This is a genomic window from Pseudarthrobacter sp. TE9888, from assembly GCF_056279345.1.
Genome location: NZ_JBWBRD010000002.1, coordinates 1032820 through 1050266 on the forward strand (window position 1 = coordinate 1032820; position 17447 = coordinate 1050266).

Here is a 17447-nt window from a genome sequence, read left to right on the forward strand (position 1 = left end):
GAGCACCGCTCTTGACTTTGCGGCCCTGCATAAGCATCCTTGTCTTCGAGAGCACTGCTCTCACTTACAGAAACGGAGACCAGCGTGCCTGACGTATATGTGGTGACCGGGGCCGGACCGGTGGGGTGGACGGTAGCGGAACAATTGGCGGACCGGGGACGGCAGGTGCGCATCCTGACCCGGTCCGGCAGCGGACCGGACCACCCGCTCATCGAGCGCATCAGCGGGGACGCGAAGGACCCGGCGGTTCTGCGCACTGCAGTTGCCGGCGCCAAAGCCGTCTTCCACTGCATCCACGGCTCGTCATATACCGCGGCCGCGTGGCGGGCCGAGCTGCCTGCCGCCGAACAGGCAGTACTCAGCGCCGCGCAGGAGGTGGGCGCCGTCGTCGTCTTCCCGGAAAGCCTCTACTCGTACAGCGAACCGGACAGCGTGATGATGGAGGGCAGCCCCCGCCTCGCAACAGGGGGCAAGCGTGGCGTGCGAACGGACCTCCTGAAGGCCCGCGAGGCCTCGGCCACGCCCACGGCAAGCGTGGTGGCCGGCGACTTCTTTGGGCCGCGCGTCCGGATGACGCACGCCGGCGAGCGCATGGTCGCGGCGGTCCTTGCGGGAAAGAACGTCAGCGTGGTGGGAAGTGCCAGCCAGCCGCACTCGTTCACCTACATAGCCGATCTGGCCTCCGCCATGATCGCGGCAGCTGACCAGCCGTCCGCCTGGAATGCCGTGTGGCACGCCCCTACCGGGCCGGCCCTCACGCAAAAGGAACTTGCAGCGGCCTTCGCTGCGGCGGCGGGACGGTCCGCCCCGAAGGTGCGGGCCCTCCCCGGCTGGGCGCTCCGTGTGGCCGGACTGGTTTCCGCCGACGCCCGCGAGCTGGCGGAGATGCTGTACCAGTTTGAGCGGCCCTTCGTCATGGACTCCGCAGCTTCCGAAGCAGCACTTGGAGTCAGCCAGACGCCCCTGGAAACGGCTGCTGCCGCCACCGTGGAGTGGTGGCGGCAGCAGCGCTAGTCCGCGCGGGACGCTGGGGTCAGCGGGCGGGAACCTCTTCCCGGGGCTCGACGCCGGGCTCCCGCGGCTTCACGGCGTCCAGGCCATCGGTCCGCCCCAGCTTGCTGGGCCACCAGATCTTTGGCCCGATGTCGTAGGCCAGCGCCGGCACCAGCAGCGAGCGCACCAGCACGGTGTCGAGCAGGACGCCGAAGGCCACGATGAAGGCCAGCTGCACGAGGAACATGATGGGGATGACGCCAAGGGCGGCAAATGTTGCCGCGAGCACCACGCCGGCCGAGGTAATGACGCCGCCGGTTACCACCAGGCCGCGAAGGATGCCGGGCCGGGTGCCGTGCTTAAGCGATTCCTCCCGGACGCGGCTCATCAGGAAGATGTTGTAGTCCACGCCCAGTGCCACCAGGAAGACGAAGCCGAACAGCGGAACGGTGGCGTCGGCTCCCGGGAACCCGAAGAGGTTGTTGAACACGAAGGCCGACACACCCAGCGCGGCCGCGTAGGACAGCACCACCGAGAGCACCAGCAGCACCGGGGCCACGATGGAGCGCAGGAGCAGCATCAGGATGAAGAGGATCACTGCCAGGACCACCGGGATGATGACCAGCAGGTCGCGCTGGGCGGTGGTGTTGGTGTCCAGGGCGGTGGCAGTCACGCCGCCAACCAGGGCGCTGGGATCAATGGCCTTCACTTCGGTGCGCAGGGCCTTGATGGTCTCTTCCGCTTCCAGCGAGTCCGCGGCATTCTTCAGGGTCGCGTTGATCAGGACCTTCCCGTCCCGGACGTCCGGCGCGGTGGGGGCACCCGGGGCTCCGGTGACCGGCACGCTGCCGCGGCCCAGCAGGTAGGCCTCACCCACGCCGTCGTCGGCTTTCACCTTGTCCAGCACCTCTGCTGCCTTGCCCTGGTCCGCAACCACGACGGCGGGGCTGCCGCTGCCGGCATCGAAGTGGCGGGCCAGCGCGTCCTGGCCGTCCACCGCGTTGGAGGCCGTGAGGATAACGTCCGTTTGCGGCACGCCGTTGGCCTTCAACTGGAACAGGCCGCCCGCGGCAACGAGCAGCAGGAGGACCGAGGCAACCCAGACGGTCCTGGGGCGCCGCGAGACGAGCGAACCGGTGGCGCGCCACAGGCCCTTCTGGCCTTCCAGGCCGGTGACCAGCTCGGGCTCGCGCTGGTCTGCTGGCAGGAGCTTGGGCCGGAAAGGCCAGAACGCGGCCCGGCCGAACAGGGCCATCAGGGCGGGCAGCAGGGTCAGGGCGGCGAACAGGGCGCACAGGATGCCTGCCGCGGCCACCGGGCCCAGGGCCTTGTTGGAGTTCAGGTCGGAGAAGAGCAGGCACAGGAGCGCAATGATCACGGTGGCGCCGGAAGCCAGGATGGGCTCGAAGGATGCTTTCCAGGCGGTCAGGACGGCGGCCGTGCGGTTGGTGGTGTGGGTCAGCGCTTCGCGGAAGCGGGCCACGAACAGCAGGGCATAGTCCGTGGCAGCGCCGATCACCAGGATGGAGAGGATGCCCTGGCTTTGGCCGTTGAGCTGGATCCAGCCGGCCTTGGCCATGCCGAACACCAGCAGGATGGCTGCGCACAGGGCAAACACCGAGGTCAGCAGCACCATGATGGGCAGCAGCAGGGACCGGTAGACGACCAGGAGGATCACGAAAACGGCGGACAGGGCCACGAGCAGGAGGATCCCGTCGATGCCGCCAAATGCCGCGGTGAGGTCCGCCGCAAGCCCGGCCGGACCGGTCACGAAGGTCTGGGCACCCTCCGGCGCCGCGCCCTTCACCGTTTCACGGAGTTCCTTGACGGCATCCTTGATCTCCGCTGACGAGCCGATGGGGACAACGAACTGGACGGCCTTGGCGTCCTTGGACGGGATCGGCCCGATGACCGTGCTGCCCAGCTTGAGGTTCTCGAGGTCTGTCTTCAGGGTGGCCAGTCCGCCCAGCTGCTGGGGCGTGAAGGCTTCATTCTTCTCGATGACGATGATGCCGGGCACCTCGTCGGAGTCGCGGAACTTAACCTGCCAGTCCTGCGCTTCGGTTGCCTCGGCGCTGGCGGGCAGGAAGGATGCCTGGTCGTTGGACGAGACTTCGTCCAGGCGGCCGAACGTAGGGCCGCCAACCCCGGCCAGCCCCAGCCAGGCCAGCACCAGGACAACGGGGACCAGCCAGCGCAGCCAGAACGGAACCCGTTCCCGGCCAACTTTTGTGTGTTTCATGATGCCTTCCGTAGTGAGCAGGGGGAGTAGTATTTATTCCAGCATAGATTATCTCCATGACGGAGATAAGTGCCAGTCAAGCTTTTTTTGCTCGTATCCTCTTCGGGAGTCGGGCAGCGTCCCCACGGGCCAGCCGGGCCTGGAGTAATATCCGTCAGTACGCTTGGGCCAATCCGCGGTCCAGGCGCTAGCAGCTGGAGGTGGAGATGGCAGGGAACAGTGCGACCGGCACATCCCCTTCCGCCCCGACGGGACCGGAGTTCGGCCATCCGCTGCTCCGGATCCTGCAGGAGTTCACTCTCGAAGCGAACCGTTACGTGGATGCAGCCGGGGACCGCAAGGACATGCACCGCACGGACATGAATGCCCTCGCGGTGATCATGCGCCACACTGCCAGGGGCAACGTGGTGACGCCGGGGCTGCTGCGGAAGGAACTGAACCTGAGTTCCCCCGCCACGACCGCCCTGATAGACCGCCTGGACAGCGCCGGCCATGTGGTCCGGGAACGCCACAGCACGGACCGGCGGCAGGTCCAGCTGAAGATGACCCCCAAGGCTTTCCGGGAGGGTGGAGCCATCTTCGCCCCGCTGGCCAAGCACATGGGGGACGCCCTGGCCGGCTTCTCCGAAGCCGAGCTGGATACTGTCACGCGCTTCATGACCGCCATGATCGAAGCCACCATTGCGGCAAGGACAGAATCCGGGTAAATGCGCCACCGGTGGGGGTAGCGTTTGCTTATGAGTGCGCAGCAGCCGGAAGACGACGTTTACACGCACGGCCACCACGAGTCGGTGGTCCGTGCCCATGCCGCCAGGACCGCCGAAAATTCCGCGGCCTTCGTCCTTCCCTATTTGACTCCCGGGTCCACCCTGCTCGACGTCGGCTGCGGACCGGGCACCATCACCTGCGACTTCGCGGCCCTGGTCAGCCCCGGCAAGGTCACCGGCCTGGACCGCGCGCCGGACATCGTGGCCCAGGCCCAGGCGCTCGCCGTCGAACGCGAGGTGTCCAACGTCGAATTCGTGGCAGGAAACATCTACGACCTGGACTTCGCCGATGAAACGTTCGACGTGGTCCACGCCCACCAGGTCCTTCAGCATCTGACCGACCCCGTCGAGGCGCTCCGCGAAATGCGGCGCGTCGCGAAGCCAGGTGGCATCGTGGCCGTGCGCGACGCCGACTTCCATGGCATGAGCTGGTATCCGGACGTCCCCGAGCTGGATGAGTGGATGGACCTGTACCAGAGGATCGCGCGGCGCAACGGAGCAGAGCCCGACGCCGGGCGGCGGCTGGTCAGCTGGGCCCAGGCCGCAGGTTTCACCGATGTCGCGCCCACCAGCAGCAACTGGCTGTACGCCACGGCGCAGCAGCGCCGCTGGCAGGCGCGCGTCTGGGGAGAGCGGGTACTGCATTCGGCCTTTGCCGAGCAGGCGCTGGAGTACGGATTCGCCGACGCGGCAGGCCTCGCCCGGATCTCTGCCGGCTGGCACCGCTGGGGATCCTCGGACGACGGCTGGTTCCTGATCCCCAACGGTGAAGTCATCGCGCGGGCCTAGCCGCAGGACCCCGCACCGTAAGATTGTCAAGTGCAATTTTCCCTGTGGCTGGCCCTGGCGGGTGCCGGCGCCCTGATCAGCTTCACCCCGGGTGCCGGGGCCATCAACACCATGAGCAACTCGCTGAACGCCGGGTTCCGCCGCTCCATCTGGGGAATCCTGGGGCAGCAGGCGGCCCTGGTAGTGCATGTCCTGATCGTCGCGCTCGGTGTCGGCGTCTTGGTGGCCAGCTCGCCGGTTGCCTTCAACGTGATCCGCTACGCCGGTGCGGCCTACCTGGTGTACCTGGGTGTCCGCCAGTTCCTCAGCAAGCCCTCCGCAGCCCAGGAGCAGGCTGCCACCCTTCGCAACGAACCCGCATGGTCCATCTTCCGGCGCGGCTTCTGGGTCAACCTGCTGAACCCGAAGGCGATCGTGTTCTTCCTCGCGTTCACACCCCAGTTCATCCGGCCCGAACAGCCCCTGTTTACGCAGTACGCCGTGCTGACGGCCACCATTGTGGTCATCGACATCCTGGTGATGTGGTTCTTCTTTGCCGCGGCAGCCAGGTCATTCCAACGCTTCACCAGCACCGAACGGGGCCAGCTGGTCCTCAGCAGGGTGTTTGGTGTCCTCTTCGTGGGTGTGGGCATTCTGCTGGCCCTGATCCACTAGTGTCCGGCGGGGTTCCGCCGATCAGACGAGGTGGGCCGTACCCGTTTTCATACCGAGTAATGCATCTTTACAACCCAGTAAAACTTTGTGAACAGGCGGCTGGCCAAAGGTGGCCGGAGCGCGCATGCTTAGTTCCATGACCTCAACGTCGAGCGCCTACCGCGTCATCACTGTCTGCACGGGCAACATCTGCCGGTCCCCCATGGCCGAGCTGATGCTCCAGGCAGCACTTGAACGCGAGGGCCTCGACAGGCTGGTGGAAGTGGATTCCGCGGGCATCACGGGGTACGAGGCCGGCCGGCCCATCGATCCCCGCGCTGCCCGCCGGCTGGCGGTGACCCAGCTGGCCTCGGAGCACCACGTAGCCCGCGAGTGGGAGCCGGAGTGGTTCCGCGAGCGCGACCTGATCCTGGCGCTCGACATCGACCACTATGCCTGGCTGAGTGAAGCGGCACCGGACCAGGATTGCCTGGACAAAATCCGGATGCTCCGCAGTTTCGATCCCGCCATGGCGGACCGGGACCGGCTGGACCAGGGCATTGAGGATCCCTGGTACGGCGGCCACGCAGACTTCGACGCCGTCTGGCACCAGATCCACACGGCGCTGCCGGGCCTGGTCCAGCACATCAAATCAGCAGTCCTGCAAAACACCCAGCTCCAGCCGCACTAGCCGAAAGCGCCCGGGAAACGCTCCGGGCGCAAAAAACGGGTGCGGTACGGCAGCACCAGGAGTATTTTGTGCTCATGCACGCCGCTTCCAGCTCCGGCAGGTACACCCGCCTCCTTGGCAGCCTTGAAGATGCCACACCATTGGACGCAGCTGTCGAAGCAGCGGAACCACTGGCGTCCCGGCTGATGTCGCAGCCCCGGATCCGGTCGATTGTCCGCGGCGACACCACCGGCATACCGCTGCACACCATCCTCACCGACGGGCCCTTCGGCGCCTGGTGGTCGGCAGTATTCCTGGATTTCTTTGATGACGACGGTTCCCGCCGCTCCTCCCAGCGGCTGGTGGCCCTCGGCGTCATTGCCGCCGTTCCCACTGCCCTGTCCGGCTGGGCGACCTGGTCCGGCAAGGACCGGCCCTTGAAGCGCGTAGGCATCGTGCACGCGGGAGCCAATGTTGCAGCCACCACCGTGTACTTCGCCTCCTGGCGGGCCCGTTCCCGCGGCAACCATCGGCTGGGCGTCCGGCTGGGGCGGGCCGGAGCAGTCCTGCTGCTGGTGAGCGGTTTCCTGGGCGGCCACCTCAGCAGCGGCCGCCATGCGTCGCGGCAGGGCGCACTTCATGTCTGAAAGCGGACAACGGAAAACGGTACGCTCTAGTCCATGAGCCCAGCCCCCGTCATCATCGCCGTGGACGGGCGTTCCGGCGCAGGGAAGACCACCCTCGCCGTCGAACTTGCGGCCCGGCTCCGCGCCCACCACAAGGTCTCACTGTTCCATCTTGAAGACATCTACCCCGGGTGGGACGGCCTGGCGGCCGGCGTGGAGCGCTATGTCGCCACGGTGCTTACCCCGCTGAGCCGTGGCGAGGCGGCCACCTGGACCAGCTGGGACTGGGACAACCATTACGACGGCGAAGCCCGGGTCACGCTGCCCGCCGAGATCGTCATCGTGGAGGGAGTGGGGGCCGCCGCCGAAGCTGCCCGGCCCATGCTGGGCGCCGTGATCTGGGCCGAGTCTCCGGACGACGTCCGCCGCACCCGGGCGCTGAACCGCGACGGCGCCACCTATGAGCCGTTCTGGGACCAGTGGGCCGCCCAGGAGGAAGAGTGGCTTGGCCGGGACGACGTTCCCGGGAACGCGGACCTCCGTGTGCAGAACCTGGCTGACGGCTCGGCCCCCGCGGACCTGCTGCACCTCCTCCCCTGCCTGCCGGCGCTGGCGCCCGTGCTGGCCCCCGAACTGTCCGCACGCCGGGGCCTCCGGCTCCACGCCGAGCGCATCGACGCCCTCCCGGACGCGCCGGCCCTGTTCCAGGCGCTGTACGGAACTTCACCCAACGCGGTGTGGCTGGATTCCTCCAATGCGGACGCCGCGGCGGTTGCCGCCGGGCAGCGGGAGGACGGCACGGACCCGGAGGCCCGCACGGCCGCCGAGCGCAGCCGGTTCAGCATCATGGCGGACGACGCCGGCACGTTCGGACAGTTCGTGACGCACCGTGCGGGGATAAGCCAGGTCAGCACCGGTTCCGCAACGGCCAAAGTACCGGGCCCCTTTTTCCGCTGGCTGGATACCGTCTGGGGACGCCGTGCCGTCCGCACACCCGATGGCTATCCCGGCGAGTTCACGCTCGGCTGGCTCGGCTGCCTGGGCTACGAACTGAAGCGCGAAACCGGCGGCAGCGACCTGTCCGCACCCACTCCGGACGCTGCCCTGATCTTTGCCGGCCGGGCTGTGGTCCTTGACCACGCTGACGGCGCGGCGTGGCTCCTCGCGCTGGAGGCCCCCGACGCCGGTGAGTGGCTGGCCCGGGCCAGGACTGCAGTCGAAGCCGCGGGCAGCGGCGCCCAGCCGCCCCTGCGTGGCCCGGCACCGCAGGCCGGCGGCAGCACCGACGTCGTCCTTCCCCCGCCGCCTGCTTTCCGCAGCCGGGACACGGGTGCGCAGTACCGGGAGAAAATCACGGCGGCCCAGCACCAGATCGCCCAGGGCAACACCTATGAGGTCTGCCTGACCACCACGCTCGAAGCCAAGGTGCAGGGCCGCATGCTGGATCCGTGGACCACCTACCTGGCGCTCCGCCGCCGGAACCCGGCGCCGTTCGCCAGCTACCTCCGGCTGGGAAACCTCGCAGTTGCCAGCACCTCGCCTGAGCGGTTCCTGAAGATCGCGTCCGACGGCGGCATGCGCGCCGAGCCGATCAAGGGCACCCGCCGCCGGGCTGCCGACCCGCAGGAGGACCAGGGGCTGCGCGAGGACCTGGCCACATCCCTGAAGGACCGGGCCGAGAACATCATGATCGTGGACCTGCTGCGCAACGACCTCAGCCATTTTGCCGAGCCCGGTTCCGTCACGGTGAGCCGGCTCTGCGCTATCGAGAGCTACGCCACGGTCCACCAGATGGTCAGCACCATCGACGCCCGGCTCCTCCCGGGCGCACCCCGGGCCGAGGCTGTGGCTGCCTGCTTCCCGGCCGGCTCCATGACCGGAGCCCCCAAGATCAGCACCATGGCCATCCTGGACCGGCTGGAGGCCGGGCCGCGCGGGCTCTATTCGGGGGCCATCGGCTACTTCTCGCTCAATGCCGCCGCCGACCTCGCCGTCGCCATCCGGACCCTGGTGGTCAGCACCGAAGGTGACGGCACCGCTGAACTGTCCCTCGGCGTCGGCGGCGCCATCACCTCGGACTCCGTGCCCGACGACGAATACGAGGAAATCCGGACCAAGGCCTACGGGGTGCTCTCCACCCTCGGCGCGGTCTTTCCCGGCGACTGACGCACACCGAAGCCGGGGGCATCCAGCCTGCGGACACCTGTTTGGGATGCCGGCGCCGGGGGTACGCCCCTGACCTTAGCCGAAGCGCTGACCCGGGCGGCTGGCACGTCCCTGGCTGCTTCCCCACAAGTTAGGTATGCCGCGTGACGGATCCGTCCCCAATCCACAGCACCAGCAAGGCTCCGCGCAGCGTCAAGTACATCCTCATGCTTGGCGCCCTCGCCGCGCTTCCCGCCCTCACCACGGACATGTACCTGCCGTCGCTGCCCACCGTGGAGGCCGATCTCCACACCACCCAGGCCGCCGTCCAGCTGACGTTGTCCGGGACACTGGTGGGGGCCGGCATCGGGCAGCTGGTCATCGGCCCGTTCTCGGACCGGTTCGGACGGCGGCTGCCGCTGGTCATCGGCATCTCCCTGCATGTGGCCATCTCGCTGCTGTGTTCGGTGACGCCGAACATCGAAACACTGACCGGGCTGCGGGTACTGCAGGGGTTCTTCAACGCCGCCGCTGCCGTGGTGGCACTGGCCGTGATCCGGGACCGGTTCGTCGGTTCCGCCGCCGCCCAGCTGCTGTCCCGGCTGATGCTGGTCGTTGGCGTTGCCCCGCTGCTGGCCCCCACCGTGGGCCAGGCCATTGCCGGGCTCTGGGACTGGCGTGCCGTCTTCTACGCATTGGCGCTCATCGGGGTGGCCCTGGTGGCAATCGTCTGGCGGTTCATGCCGGAAACCCTGCCGCCGGACAGGCGCAGCCCGGGACACCCCCGGTATGTGGCAGGCGCGTACTGGTCGCTGCTGCGGGACAGGCATTTCATGGCCCTGGCCGTGATCCCCGGACTGGGGCTGGCCCTGATCATGAGCTACGTGGTGGGCTCGCCCTTCGTTTTCCAGAACGAGTACGGCTTCACCGCCCAGCAGTTCGCCCTGGTGTTCGCCCTCAACGGTGCAGCCCTTGTCCTCTCGGCGCAGCTCAACGCCGCCCTGGTCCGGAAGTTTCCGCCGGTCCGACTCCTGCGCACCGCCCTCCTTGTCCAGCTGGGCCTGGCCATCGTGCTGCTCGGCGTGGTGGCAACGGGCGCCCTCGGACCGGTGGGGCTGGTGGCAGGCCTGTGGCTGGTCCTGTCGGCCCAGGGAATGATTCCGGCGAACGCGTCGGTCCTGGCCCTCCACGACTACGGCCACATGGCGGGGACGGCGGCGGCGGTCATCGGCGCCCTGCAGTCGGGTGTCGCGGGATTGGTCAGCCCGCTGGTGGGCCTCCTGGGTGGAAACTCGCTCTCGATGGTCACCGTCATGATCGGCAGCTGCACCGCGGGTGTGGTGGTACTTGCCCTGGGAACGCCCGCTTACCGTAAGGGCGGCTGGCCCGGGCACGTAGGGCACGACGACGTCCCCCGCGTCAGTGCCGACTGACCACTTCTGGACCGACGCTTTTCTACTGGACCGTGGCCGTCAGCCGGGCCACGTTGTCGACGTACCGTGCGGCGAGGGGCCGGGTGAGCCAGTCCGCGAGCTTGAGCTCATGGGAAATGTCCCGGTACGTGTCCTCCACGGCCCGCATCTTGTTCACGATGTCCTCGCCAAGCAGCATCACGGACACTTCCAGGTTCAGCGAGAAGGACCGCATGTCCATGTTGCTGGACCCGAGGACCGCGACCTCGTCATCGATGGTGAAGTGCTTGGCGTGCAGCACGAACGGGGCCTTGTACAGGTAGATCCGCACACCGGCTTCCAGGAGCGCCTCGTAGTAGGACCGCTGGGCGTGGTGGACCAGGAACTGGTCGCCCTTCTCCGAGACGAACAGTTCCACGTCAACGCCCCGCTGGGCCGCGGTGGTGATGGCGTAGAGCAGGGAGTCGTCCGGAACGAAGTACGGGCTGCAGATGGAGATGCGGTGCTGGGCGGAGTAGATGAGGGTGTTGAAGAGCCGCAGGTTGTTTTCCGTGATGAACCCGGGGCCGCTGGGCACCACCTGGGCTGTGACGTTCCCTGGCTCGGGGTTCGGCGGGAGCTGCAGCTGGTGTTCCAGCGACTCGTCGGTCTCGCTCAGCCAGTCGGTGGCGAAGACGACGTTCAGGGTGGTCACGATCGGTCCGCGCAGGCGTGCCATCAGTTCAACCCATTCGCGGCCTGCCTTGCGGTGCCGCGGGTTGTTGTAGGAGGGCTCGATCAGGTTCTGCGAACCCGTGAAGGCGATCTCGCCGTCGATCACCATGATCTTGCGGTGGTTCCGCAGGTCTGGGCGGCGCCACTGCCCGTGGATGGGCAGCAGCGGCAGCATCCGCTTCCACTGGATCTTGCCCGCGCGGAGGCGATTGAGCAGCTTCCGGTACCCCTTGATGCGGAGGGTTCCGATGTGGTCGAACAGGAGCCGCACCTCCACTCCCCGTTCCGCGGCCTCCTCCATGGCGGTCAGCAGGTCATTGGTGACATGGTCCGAACTCATGATGTAGAACTCGGCGTTGACGAACTTCTTCGCCTTCCGCACGGCCTGGGTCATTTCCAGGATGGAGTCGGGGTAGCCGGGAATGAGGTCCACCGAGTTGCCGTCCACCATCGGCAGGGAACCGAGGGTGCGGTTGAGTTCAGCCGCGGACTTCACCCATTCCGGGCCGGGGTAGTCGCTTTCCGCGTCCGAGAGAGCGGTGATGCCTGCCTGCACGCGTTCGTTGACCAGCTGCTGCTGCGCCCGCCTGCGGCTGGACAACCTGAAGTTGCCGAAGAGCAGGAACAGGACGATGCCCAGGAACGGAATGAAGAAGATGCCCAGCAGCCAGGCCATGGCTGTGGTGGGGCGCCGGTTGCCGGGGATGATACCCAGCGCGAGCACCCTGATCACCAGGTCGGCGAAACCCAGGAGCACCACCACCCACGTCGGAGCGGTGCCGGCAAGCGAAAAAGGCCACAACACGTCTTAAACCCCCGGGGAGATCGGGCTCCGGAGGACGGCTTCCGGCCGGTGCACTCTGCCCAGCTTATCCGCGGTACCGCACTAAGCTGGTGCCATGACCTCTCCAGCCCCCGTGGTTCTCGCCTTCCTCGATCCCGCTTACCCTGATGGCCGGGTGGCCGATGCCTCCAAGCCCCAACTGCTGGTCACCGACCTGGGGGTCACGCGCGGCGACGGCGTCTTCGAAACCATGCTGGCCGTGGGCGGAACGGTACGGAAAATGCAGGCCCACCTGGACCGCCTTGCCGGCTCCGCCGCCGCACTGGACCTGGACATCCCGGACCAGGAAGCCTGGCGGCGCGTCATTGCGGCGGCGGTGGCCCGGCACCGGCTGGAGAACCCGCCTGCAGACCCGGCCGCTGATGAACTGGTGGTCAAACTGGTGGTCACCCGGGGCGTGGAAGGCGCGCCTGCCCCCACAGCCTGGGTGCAGGCCACTCCGGCCGGAGCGGCGGGCCGGCGCCAGCGTGAAACGGGCATCGACGTCATCCTCCTGGACCGTGGCTATGACAGCGACGTGGCCGACCGGGCACCCTGGCTGCTCCTCGGCGCCAAGACGCTTTCCTACGCCGTCAACATGGCAGCCTTGCGCCACGCGCACAAACAGGGCGCCGACGACGTCATCTTCTTCTCCTCCGATGGCCGTGTGCTGGAAGGCCCCACCTCAACGGTGCTGCTCGCGCATGTGGAAAAGTCCGACGACGGCACAACGGTGAAGCGCCTCATCACCCCGCAGCTGGACAGCGGCATCCTGGCCGGGACCTCCCAGGGTGCCCTTTTCGCGGCTGCCAAGGCAGCGGGCTGGGAACTGGGCTACGGCCCGCTGGAACCCAGGGACCTTATGGACGCTGACGCGGTCTGGCTGATTTCGAGCGTCCGCCTGCTTGCCCCCGTGAACCGGATCGATGGCAAGGAGATCGGCACCCCTGCCCTCCAGAAGGAACTGACCGCCGAGTTGGGTGAGCTTTTCGCCGGCATCCAGTAGCGGCGCAACAAGGGACGCAATCCCTTTTCCCGCTCCCGCATCACCCGTAAGGTGTGGACCATGGACTCGCGAAACCTGCCGATTGAAAACCTGTCCTTCGACGACTGCTGGGAACTCCTCGACAACGACACGGTGGGCAGGCTGGCCATCGTGGTGGACGAACATCCCGAGATCTTCCCCGTGAACTACGCTGTCCACCTGCGCAGCATCGTCTTCCGCACCGCACCCGGTTCAAAGCTGTGGGGCGCCCGGATGGAACGTCCGGCAGCGCTGGAGATCGACGGCTACGACCCCGCCTCGGAGCAGGCCTGGAGCGTGGTGGTGCGCGGTGAAACGGAGATCATCGAGGACAAGGGCGTGAAGGATGCCGTGGACGGACTGGGCCTGGAACCGTGGCAGCCCGGCGAAAAGGCCAACTACGTCCGGCTCAACGCGAAAGCCCTGACGGGGCGCCGGTTCCGCGTCAACCGGCCGGACATCTGGAACACGCGCCTGCAGGACCGTCGTCGGGCCTCCTTCGAATAAGGTGCCGGCATAGCCAACTGCCGGACGCCACCCGAAGGTCAGGCGGCTGGGCCTGCCGCCTGGCGTGACAGCTGGGTTTCCAGCCCGGACAGCAGGATGCCGAGCCCTTGTTCAAGCTCCGAGGCGCCGTCGTATTCAGCCAGTGCCGGCGCCAGTGCACGGAGCTTGGGGAACTCCTTCGCGGGCAGCCGGTGGAGGCCCAGCCTCAGCAGTGCCTCGTTCTCTTCCGGGTCCACCACGTACTCCTGCAGTTCGTTCAGGATGTGTCCGTAGAGGAAGCCGTAGTAGGCGCGGTAGACGTGGAGGGCATCGGCCGCAGCGAATCCGGCAGTGCCGAGAAGGGACAGGATCTGCTCCAAGGGGCGCAGCGTGCCCAGCGGCCGGAGGCCGAGGGGCGTGGACAGGGGCCGGGTGACCAGCAGCGGCACAATGTTGGGGTGCTGGAGGGCCAGTGTTCGCAGGCCATGGGCAATCTTGCGCAACTGGGCCTTCCAGTCCGGGTCTTCCGGATGGATGCGGAGCTGGTTGAGCACCAACTCCGTAACTCCATCCAGCAAGGCTGCACGGTTCTGGGCGTAGCGGTACAGGCTCATGGGGTCCCGGCCAAGCTCCTGCCCAAGGCGGCGCATGGTCAGCGCGTCCAGGCCCTCGGCGTCCACAAGTTCCAGGGCCTTGGCCAGCACGATCTCCCGGCTCAGCCTCGGCTTGGGCGAGCCGGGGCCGGAAGTATTGGTGGAAGTCATGTGGAGGTCCTCACTGCGGCCCCCTCCCGAGGTAAACGGGACGGTTGCCTCATATCTGGTCTACAGGTAAAGTCTACATCGTAGACATTGTGGTGACAGCACCTGTGCTTCCCCCGGAATTCCGGGAAGGCGACTACATAATCCTTTGCCACCTTGTGCAGGGCATCGAGGTTCGCCGCTGTAGCCTACCGGCGGCACCACGCACCGAGCGAAGGGACGCCGACATGGCCAATTCGCAGTTTGACCTTTTCCTCCAAGAAGCCACCTACGCCGACCAGGCCTCCGAATCGAGCCTCGACCGCGACCGCCTGTATGGGCTGTACACCAGCTGGTGCTACGTCAACGAACAGCGGGCCGGCACCGAGTCCAGCTTCTGGGCTGCCATGAAGCACCGGGTCTCGGCCCGTCGCAACGGGCTGCGCATGAAGGGACCCGCCGCGGCGGACTACATCATGAGCAGCTATCCCCGGCTGGTCTAAGCCCGACGGCTTGCCAGTGCGGCGCCGGGCACCCGGTCCCCCAGGATTACATGCTGTGGCACTTTTGTGCCGCAGCATTTTTCATGCCCGGGCAGCCCCTCCTGCCGACGTGGCTGCTCCGCCTAGGTGGGGATGATCCGGAATAGGAACCTGGTCCGGACCATCACCCACAGGAGGCCCAGCACCACGGCGTAGGCAGCGGTGTTGAGGAAGATGCTCTGCTGCTGCAGCGCCGGGATGTTGGCTACGACGGCGATCAGCACCACGTGCATGATGAACACGTAGAGCGTGGCGCGGCCCAGCGGGATCAGGAACCAGCCCAGGGCCCGCTGTACGGGTTTCCAGTAGGCGCTGAGGAAGGCGTAGGCCGCTACCACCAGGACCAGGACGTTGAGCAGGCGGCCGGGCGCCAGGTAGGTCCGGCCGAACAGCGCGTCATACATGGCCCGGTAGGTGGCATCCGGCATGAGCGCCAGCCGGACGTCGTAGTTGTTGGCCAGGTACGGGTTGCCCCAGGACAGGAAGGCCAGTGCGAATGCCGCCGCGGTGCAGGCGGCCACCACCCAAGTGTGCGCCGCGAGCCACGCGACGATGCTGCGGCGGTGGTAGCCGGCAACCAGGCCTAGGACGAAAAGTACCTGCCACACCAGCAGGGGGAACGAGTCCTCGAACTGCGACGGCAGGAGCCGGAACCTGGTCACCGCCCCGGCCGCATACACAGCGAAGGACGCCAGCAACACCCAGATGGCCTTACCGCGGTTGAGGGCGGCGAGGATCAGGGGGCTGACCAGCAGCAGCACCACGTAAAGGCCCATGACGTTGAACTGCCAGGGCCCGAACTGCAGCAGCACGATGGCCGGAAGCACCTGGGGCGGCACGGGGAACTGGAACAGCGAGGACATGCCCGCGTAGAGGTCGTAGGTCCGTCCCGCGCCGCTGTGTCCGGCGCCGCCGGTTCCCTGGTCCACGAACGTGGTCAGGGCCTCGGTGTGGAAGAACGGGAGCAGGGACAGCAGGAAGACGCCGACCAGCACCGCCAGGGCAGTGACATAGAGCTTCCCGGCCCGGCGGGACGTCAGGTCCACCACCCGGCCGAAATCCTCCTTGGCCTTGGGCCCGTACACCATTCCCACCACCAGGCCGGAGAACAGGACAAACAACTCAGCGCCTGACACGAAACCCACCGCCTCCTGGGTGAGCAGCTGGAACAGCGAGGCTAAGCCCAGGTGGTTGACCACCACGAAGACAATGGCCATTCCGCGCAGCAGGTCCACCCGGGAATCCCTGGCGGAAGGATCGTGGTAGCTCCAGGACGTGGCGGCGGTGATCCGGCGCGGGACCTGCCACAGTGCCACCAGGAGGATGACCATGGCGGCAGCGACAGTCCACGCGGCCACCCCCGTAAGTGTGTTGGCGCGGACGTACGTGCCTACGGACGTCACGTCCGTGACCGGGCCGGTGACCATGGGCGATGCCTTCAGCCGGTCCAGGGCGGCCTTGGCGATGTCCGGGCTTCCCGTGAGCAGCCAGCTGATGCTTGCAACGCCGGTGTCCCGCGTGCTGGTCCGTTCGTCCCACACCACGGCGGCCGTCCCGGCGAAAGCGGGAGAGGTGGCAGTTGACACTACCTGGTCCCACCAGCCCGTCTTGATGTCCCGCTCGGGCGCCCCGCCGGACGCCGGGCTGTAGAACGCCGAGGTCTGGAGCAGGAAGGGCTTATTGCGTCCTTCGGCGTAGGTGCCGTAGAAGTTTTCGCTGCCGGAGGCCGTCAGCATGTCTTCAAGTTCGCCCGCATGCGGAAGGGAGTTGACGGCCGCCGCTCCGGCAGTGTCGTCATGGTAGGACGCCAGCCCCACCCAGTCGACGGCGTCGTCGCCCGGGTAGTAGGGAGCGTAGGCGCTGTCGCTTCCGTTCCAGGTTCCGTCCCCGTTCGTGTCCAAAAGGGCAAACCCGTCGCTTCCCGGCTGCGGCGCATTCCGGTTCCGGTCGAAGGGGTAGTCCTTCCCCACGTACGGCGCCCACACCATGGTGGCCCGGCCGCCGTCGTCCTTCTTGAAGGCTGCCGCCACGGCCTGGAAGGCCTGCCGGTACGTGGCCGGCTGCTGGCCCCAGGCCACCCAGCTGGCATTCATGTCAGGGGCGAAGCGGACCAGGAGTTGGCCCTTGAATCCCGAGGTCAGGTCATGCACCTGCGCTGCGAACGCTTCCGCCTCCGCGGTGCCGAGCTGGTCCAGCGGCACCGACGGCTTGACCGTGAGCAAGGCGTGGGCGCCCTTGGCTGCGGTCTGCTGCAGGAAGCCCTCGATGTCATTCCGCTCGGATTCGCGGTACGGAATGGTGATGTCGTGGCCGAAGAGCGCCGGGCTTGCGCCCAGCCGGTCGCTGAAGCCCGTGGCCGTGTCCTCACCCCATTCGAGGACCGCCCCCAGCCAGGGTTTGCCCTTGTCCGGTGTCGGTCCGGCCGCCTGCGCCGGGGACGCCGGGGCCACCACTGCCAGGAGGGCGATGAAAACGGCGGCCAGGAAGGCCGCAGCGGAACGCGGACGGTGACGCCGGATGGCGGCGTGGTGGTGCGATACGTGTGCCCGCATGCTGACAAGGACCCCCCGGTACTCATTGCTCTGGATACGGGGCGGCGCCCCCCGTAAGAACTTTATCGGTCCGCGGCAGTCCCCGCGCCGCGTGGCGGGCAGCTCAATGACGGAACATGACGACGGCGGCGATGCGGCTGGGCGCGGCAGGTGTTACGTTTTTGGGGAGTAATGAGTACCGGCGCCAAGCCCTGACTTGCCGGTCGGCAACCCTCCCTTTCGCGGCGGGGTGCCTCAGGTGAATACTCGGCATATCGACCGATTCGAGCTGCAAGCGTGAAAGAAGGAG

The 17447-nt window shown here is 67.3% G+C and carries 15 protein-coding genes and 1 riboswitch; of the genes, 11 read left to right on the forward strand and 4 right to left on the reverse strand.

Going from position 1 to position 17447, the window contains the following annotated elements; genetic code table 11:
* Positions 1-84: 84 nt before the first annotated feature.
* On the forward strand, positions 85-1014 hold the full coding sequence (locus ACZ9J7_RS05445) for an NAD-dependent epimerase/dehydratase family protein (RefSeq protein ID WP_476207688.1): 930 nt from the start codon (positions 85-87) through the stop codon (positions 1012-1014).
* A 19-nt stretch (positions 1015-1033) separates the two neighbouring features.
* Here ACZ9J7_RS05445 and ACZ9J7_RS05450 read toward each other — a convergent pair whose 3' ends face one another.
* A complete protein-coding gene (locus ACZ9J7_RS05450; protein ID WP_476207690.1) occupies positions 1034-3235 on the reverse strand; it encodes an MMPL family transporter in 2202 nt (733 codons plus the stop codon).
* A 206-nt stretch (positions 3236-3441) separates the two neighbouring features.
* On the opposite strand from ACZ9J7_RS05450, the gene ACZ9J7_RS05455 reads away from it, so the two are divergent.
* The 7 genes from ACZ9J7_RS05455 to ACZ9J7_RS05485 all read left to right on the forward strand — a co-directional run bounded on the left by ACZ9J7_RS05455 (position 3442) and on the right by ACZ9J7_RS05485 (position 10298).
* Complete coding sequence (locus ACZ9J7_RS05455; RefSeq protein ID WP_476207692.1) at positions 3442-3942, forward strand: MarR family winged helix-turn-helix transcriptional regulator; 501 nt, start codon at positions 3442-3444, stop codon at positions 3940-3942.
* A 30-nt stretch (positions 3943-3972) separates the two neighbouring features.
* A complete protein-coding gene (locus tag ACZ9J7_RS05460; protein ID WP_476207694.1) occupies positions 3973-4791 on the forward strand; it encodes a methyltransferase domain-containing protein in 819 nt (272 codons plus the stop codon).
* Between the two features lie 30 nt (positions 4792-4821).
* Entirely contained in the window at positions 4822-5445 is a 624-nt protein-coding gene (locus tag ACZ9J7_RS05465) for a LysE family transporter (RefSeq protein WP_476207696.1), read from the forward strand.
* A 136-nt stretch (positions 5446-5581) separates the two neighbouring features.
* Positions 5582-6115 carry a low molecular weight protein-tyrosine-phosphatase gene (locus ACZ9J7_RS05470; RefSeq protein WP_476207698.1) on the forward strand — a complete coding sequence of 178 codons (534 nt, stop codon included), beginning with the start codon at positions 5582-5584 and terminating at the stop codon, positions 6113-6115.
* A gap of 74 nt (positions 6116-6189) precedes the next feature.
* A complete protein-coding gene (locus tag ACZ9J7_RS05475; RefSeq protein WP_476211805.1) occupies positions 6190-6741 on the forward strand; it encodes a DUF2231 domain-containing protein in 552 nt (183 codons plus the stop codon).
* A 33-nt stretch (positions 6742-6774) separates the two neighbouring features.
* Positions 6775-8886: an aminodeoxychorismate synthase component I gene (gene pabB, locus ACZ9J7_RS05480; RefSeq protein WP_476207700.1), complete on the forward strand. Its 2112-nt coding sequence runs from the start codon at positions 6775-6777 to the stop codon at positions 8884-8886.
* A 143-nt stretch (positions 8887-9029) separates the two neighbouring features.
* The gene (locus ACZ9J7_RS05485) at positions 9030-10298 is read left to right on the forward strand and encodes a multidrug effflux MFS transporter (RefSeq protein ID WP_476207702.1); all 1269 of its coding nucleotides are present in this window, start codon (positions 9030-9032) and stop codon (positions 10296-10298) included.
* A gap of 22 nt (positions 10299-10320) precedes the next feature.
* Here the strand turns inward: ACZ9J7_RS05485 and cls are convergent, their stop codons facing one another.
* Positions 10321-11796, reverse strand: a complete 1476-nt coding sequence (gene cls, locus ACZ9J7_RS05490; RefSeq protein ID WP_476207704.1) for a cardiolipin synthase — start codon at positions 11794-11796, stop codon at positions 10321-10323.
* A gap of 94 nt (positions 11797-11890) precedes the next feature.
* On the opposite strand from cls, the gene ACZ9J7_RS05495 reads away from it, so the two are divergent.
* Complete coding sequence (locus tag ACZ9J7_RS05495; protein ID WP_476207705.1) at positions 11891-12820, forward strand: aminodeoxychorismate lyase; 930 nt, start codon at positions 11891-11893, stop codon at positions 12818-12820.
* Positions 12821-12880: 60 nt separating this feature from the next.
* Positions 12881-13345 (forward strand): pyridoxamine 5'-phosphate oxidase family protein, encoded by a 465-nt coding sequence (locus ACZ9J7_RS05500; RefSeq protein ID WP_476207707.1) that lies wholly within the window; start codon positions 12881-12883, stop codon positions 13343-13345.
* A gap of 38 nt (positions 13346-13383) precedes the next feature.
* Here ACZ9J7_RS05500 and ACZ9J7_RS05505 read toward each other — a convergent pair whose 3' ends face one another.
* A complete protein-coding gene (locus ACZ9J7_RS05505) occupies positions 13384-14088 on the reverse strand; it encodes a TetR/AcrR family transcriptional regulator C-terminal domain-containing protein (protein WP_476207709.1) in 705 nt (234 codons plus the stop codon).
* Positions 14089-14312: 224 nt separating this feature from the next.
* Between ACZ9J7_RS05505 and ACZ9J7_RS05510 the strand changes: the two genes are divergently transcribed.
* Complete coding sequence (locus tag ACZ9J7_RS05510) at positions 14313-14567, forward strand: hypothetical protein (protein ID WP_476207711.1); 255 nt, start codon at positions 14313-14315, stop codon at positions 14565-14567.
* Positions 14568-14689: 122 nt separating this feature from the next.
* On the opposite strand, the gene opgC is transcribed toward ACZ9J7_RS05510, so the two are convergent.
* On the reverse strand, positions 14690-17158 hold the full coding sequence (opgC, locus tag ACZ9J7_RS05515) for an OpgC domain-containing protein (protein WP_476207713.1): 2469 nt from the start codon (positions 17156-17158) through the stop codon (positions 14690-14692).
* 167 nt (positions 17159-17325) lie between these two features.
* A riboswitch (SAM riboswitch) is annotated at positions 17326-17441 on the forward strand.
* Positions 17442-17447: the final 6 nt, after the last annotated feature.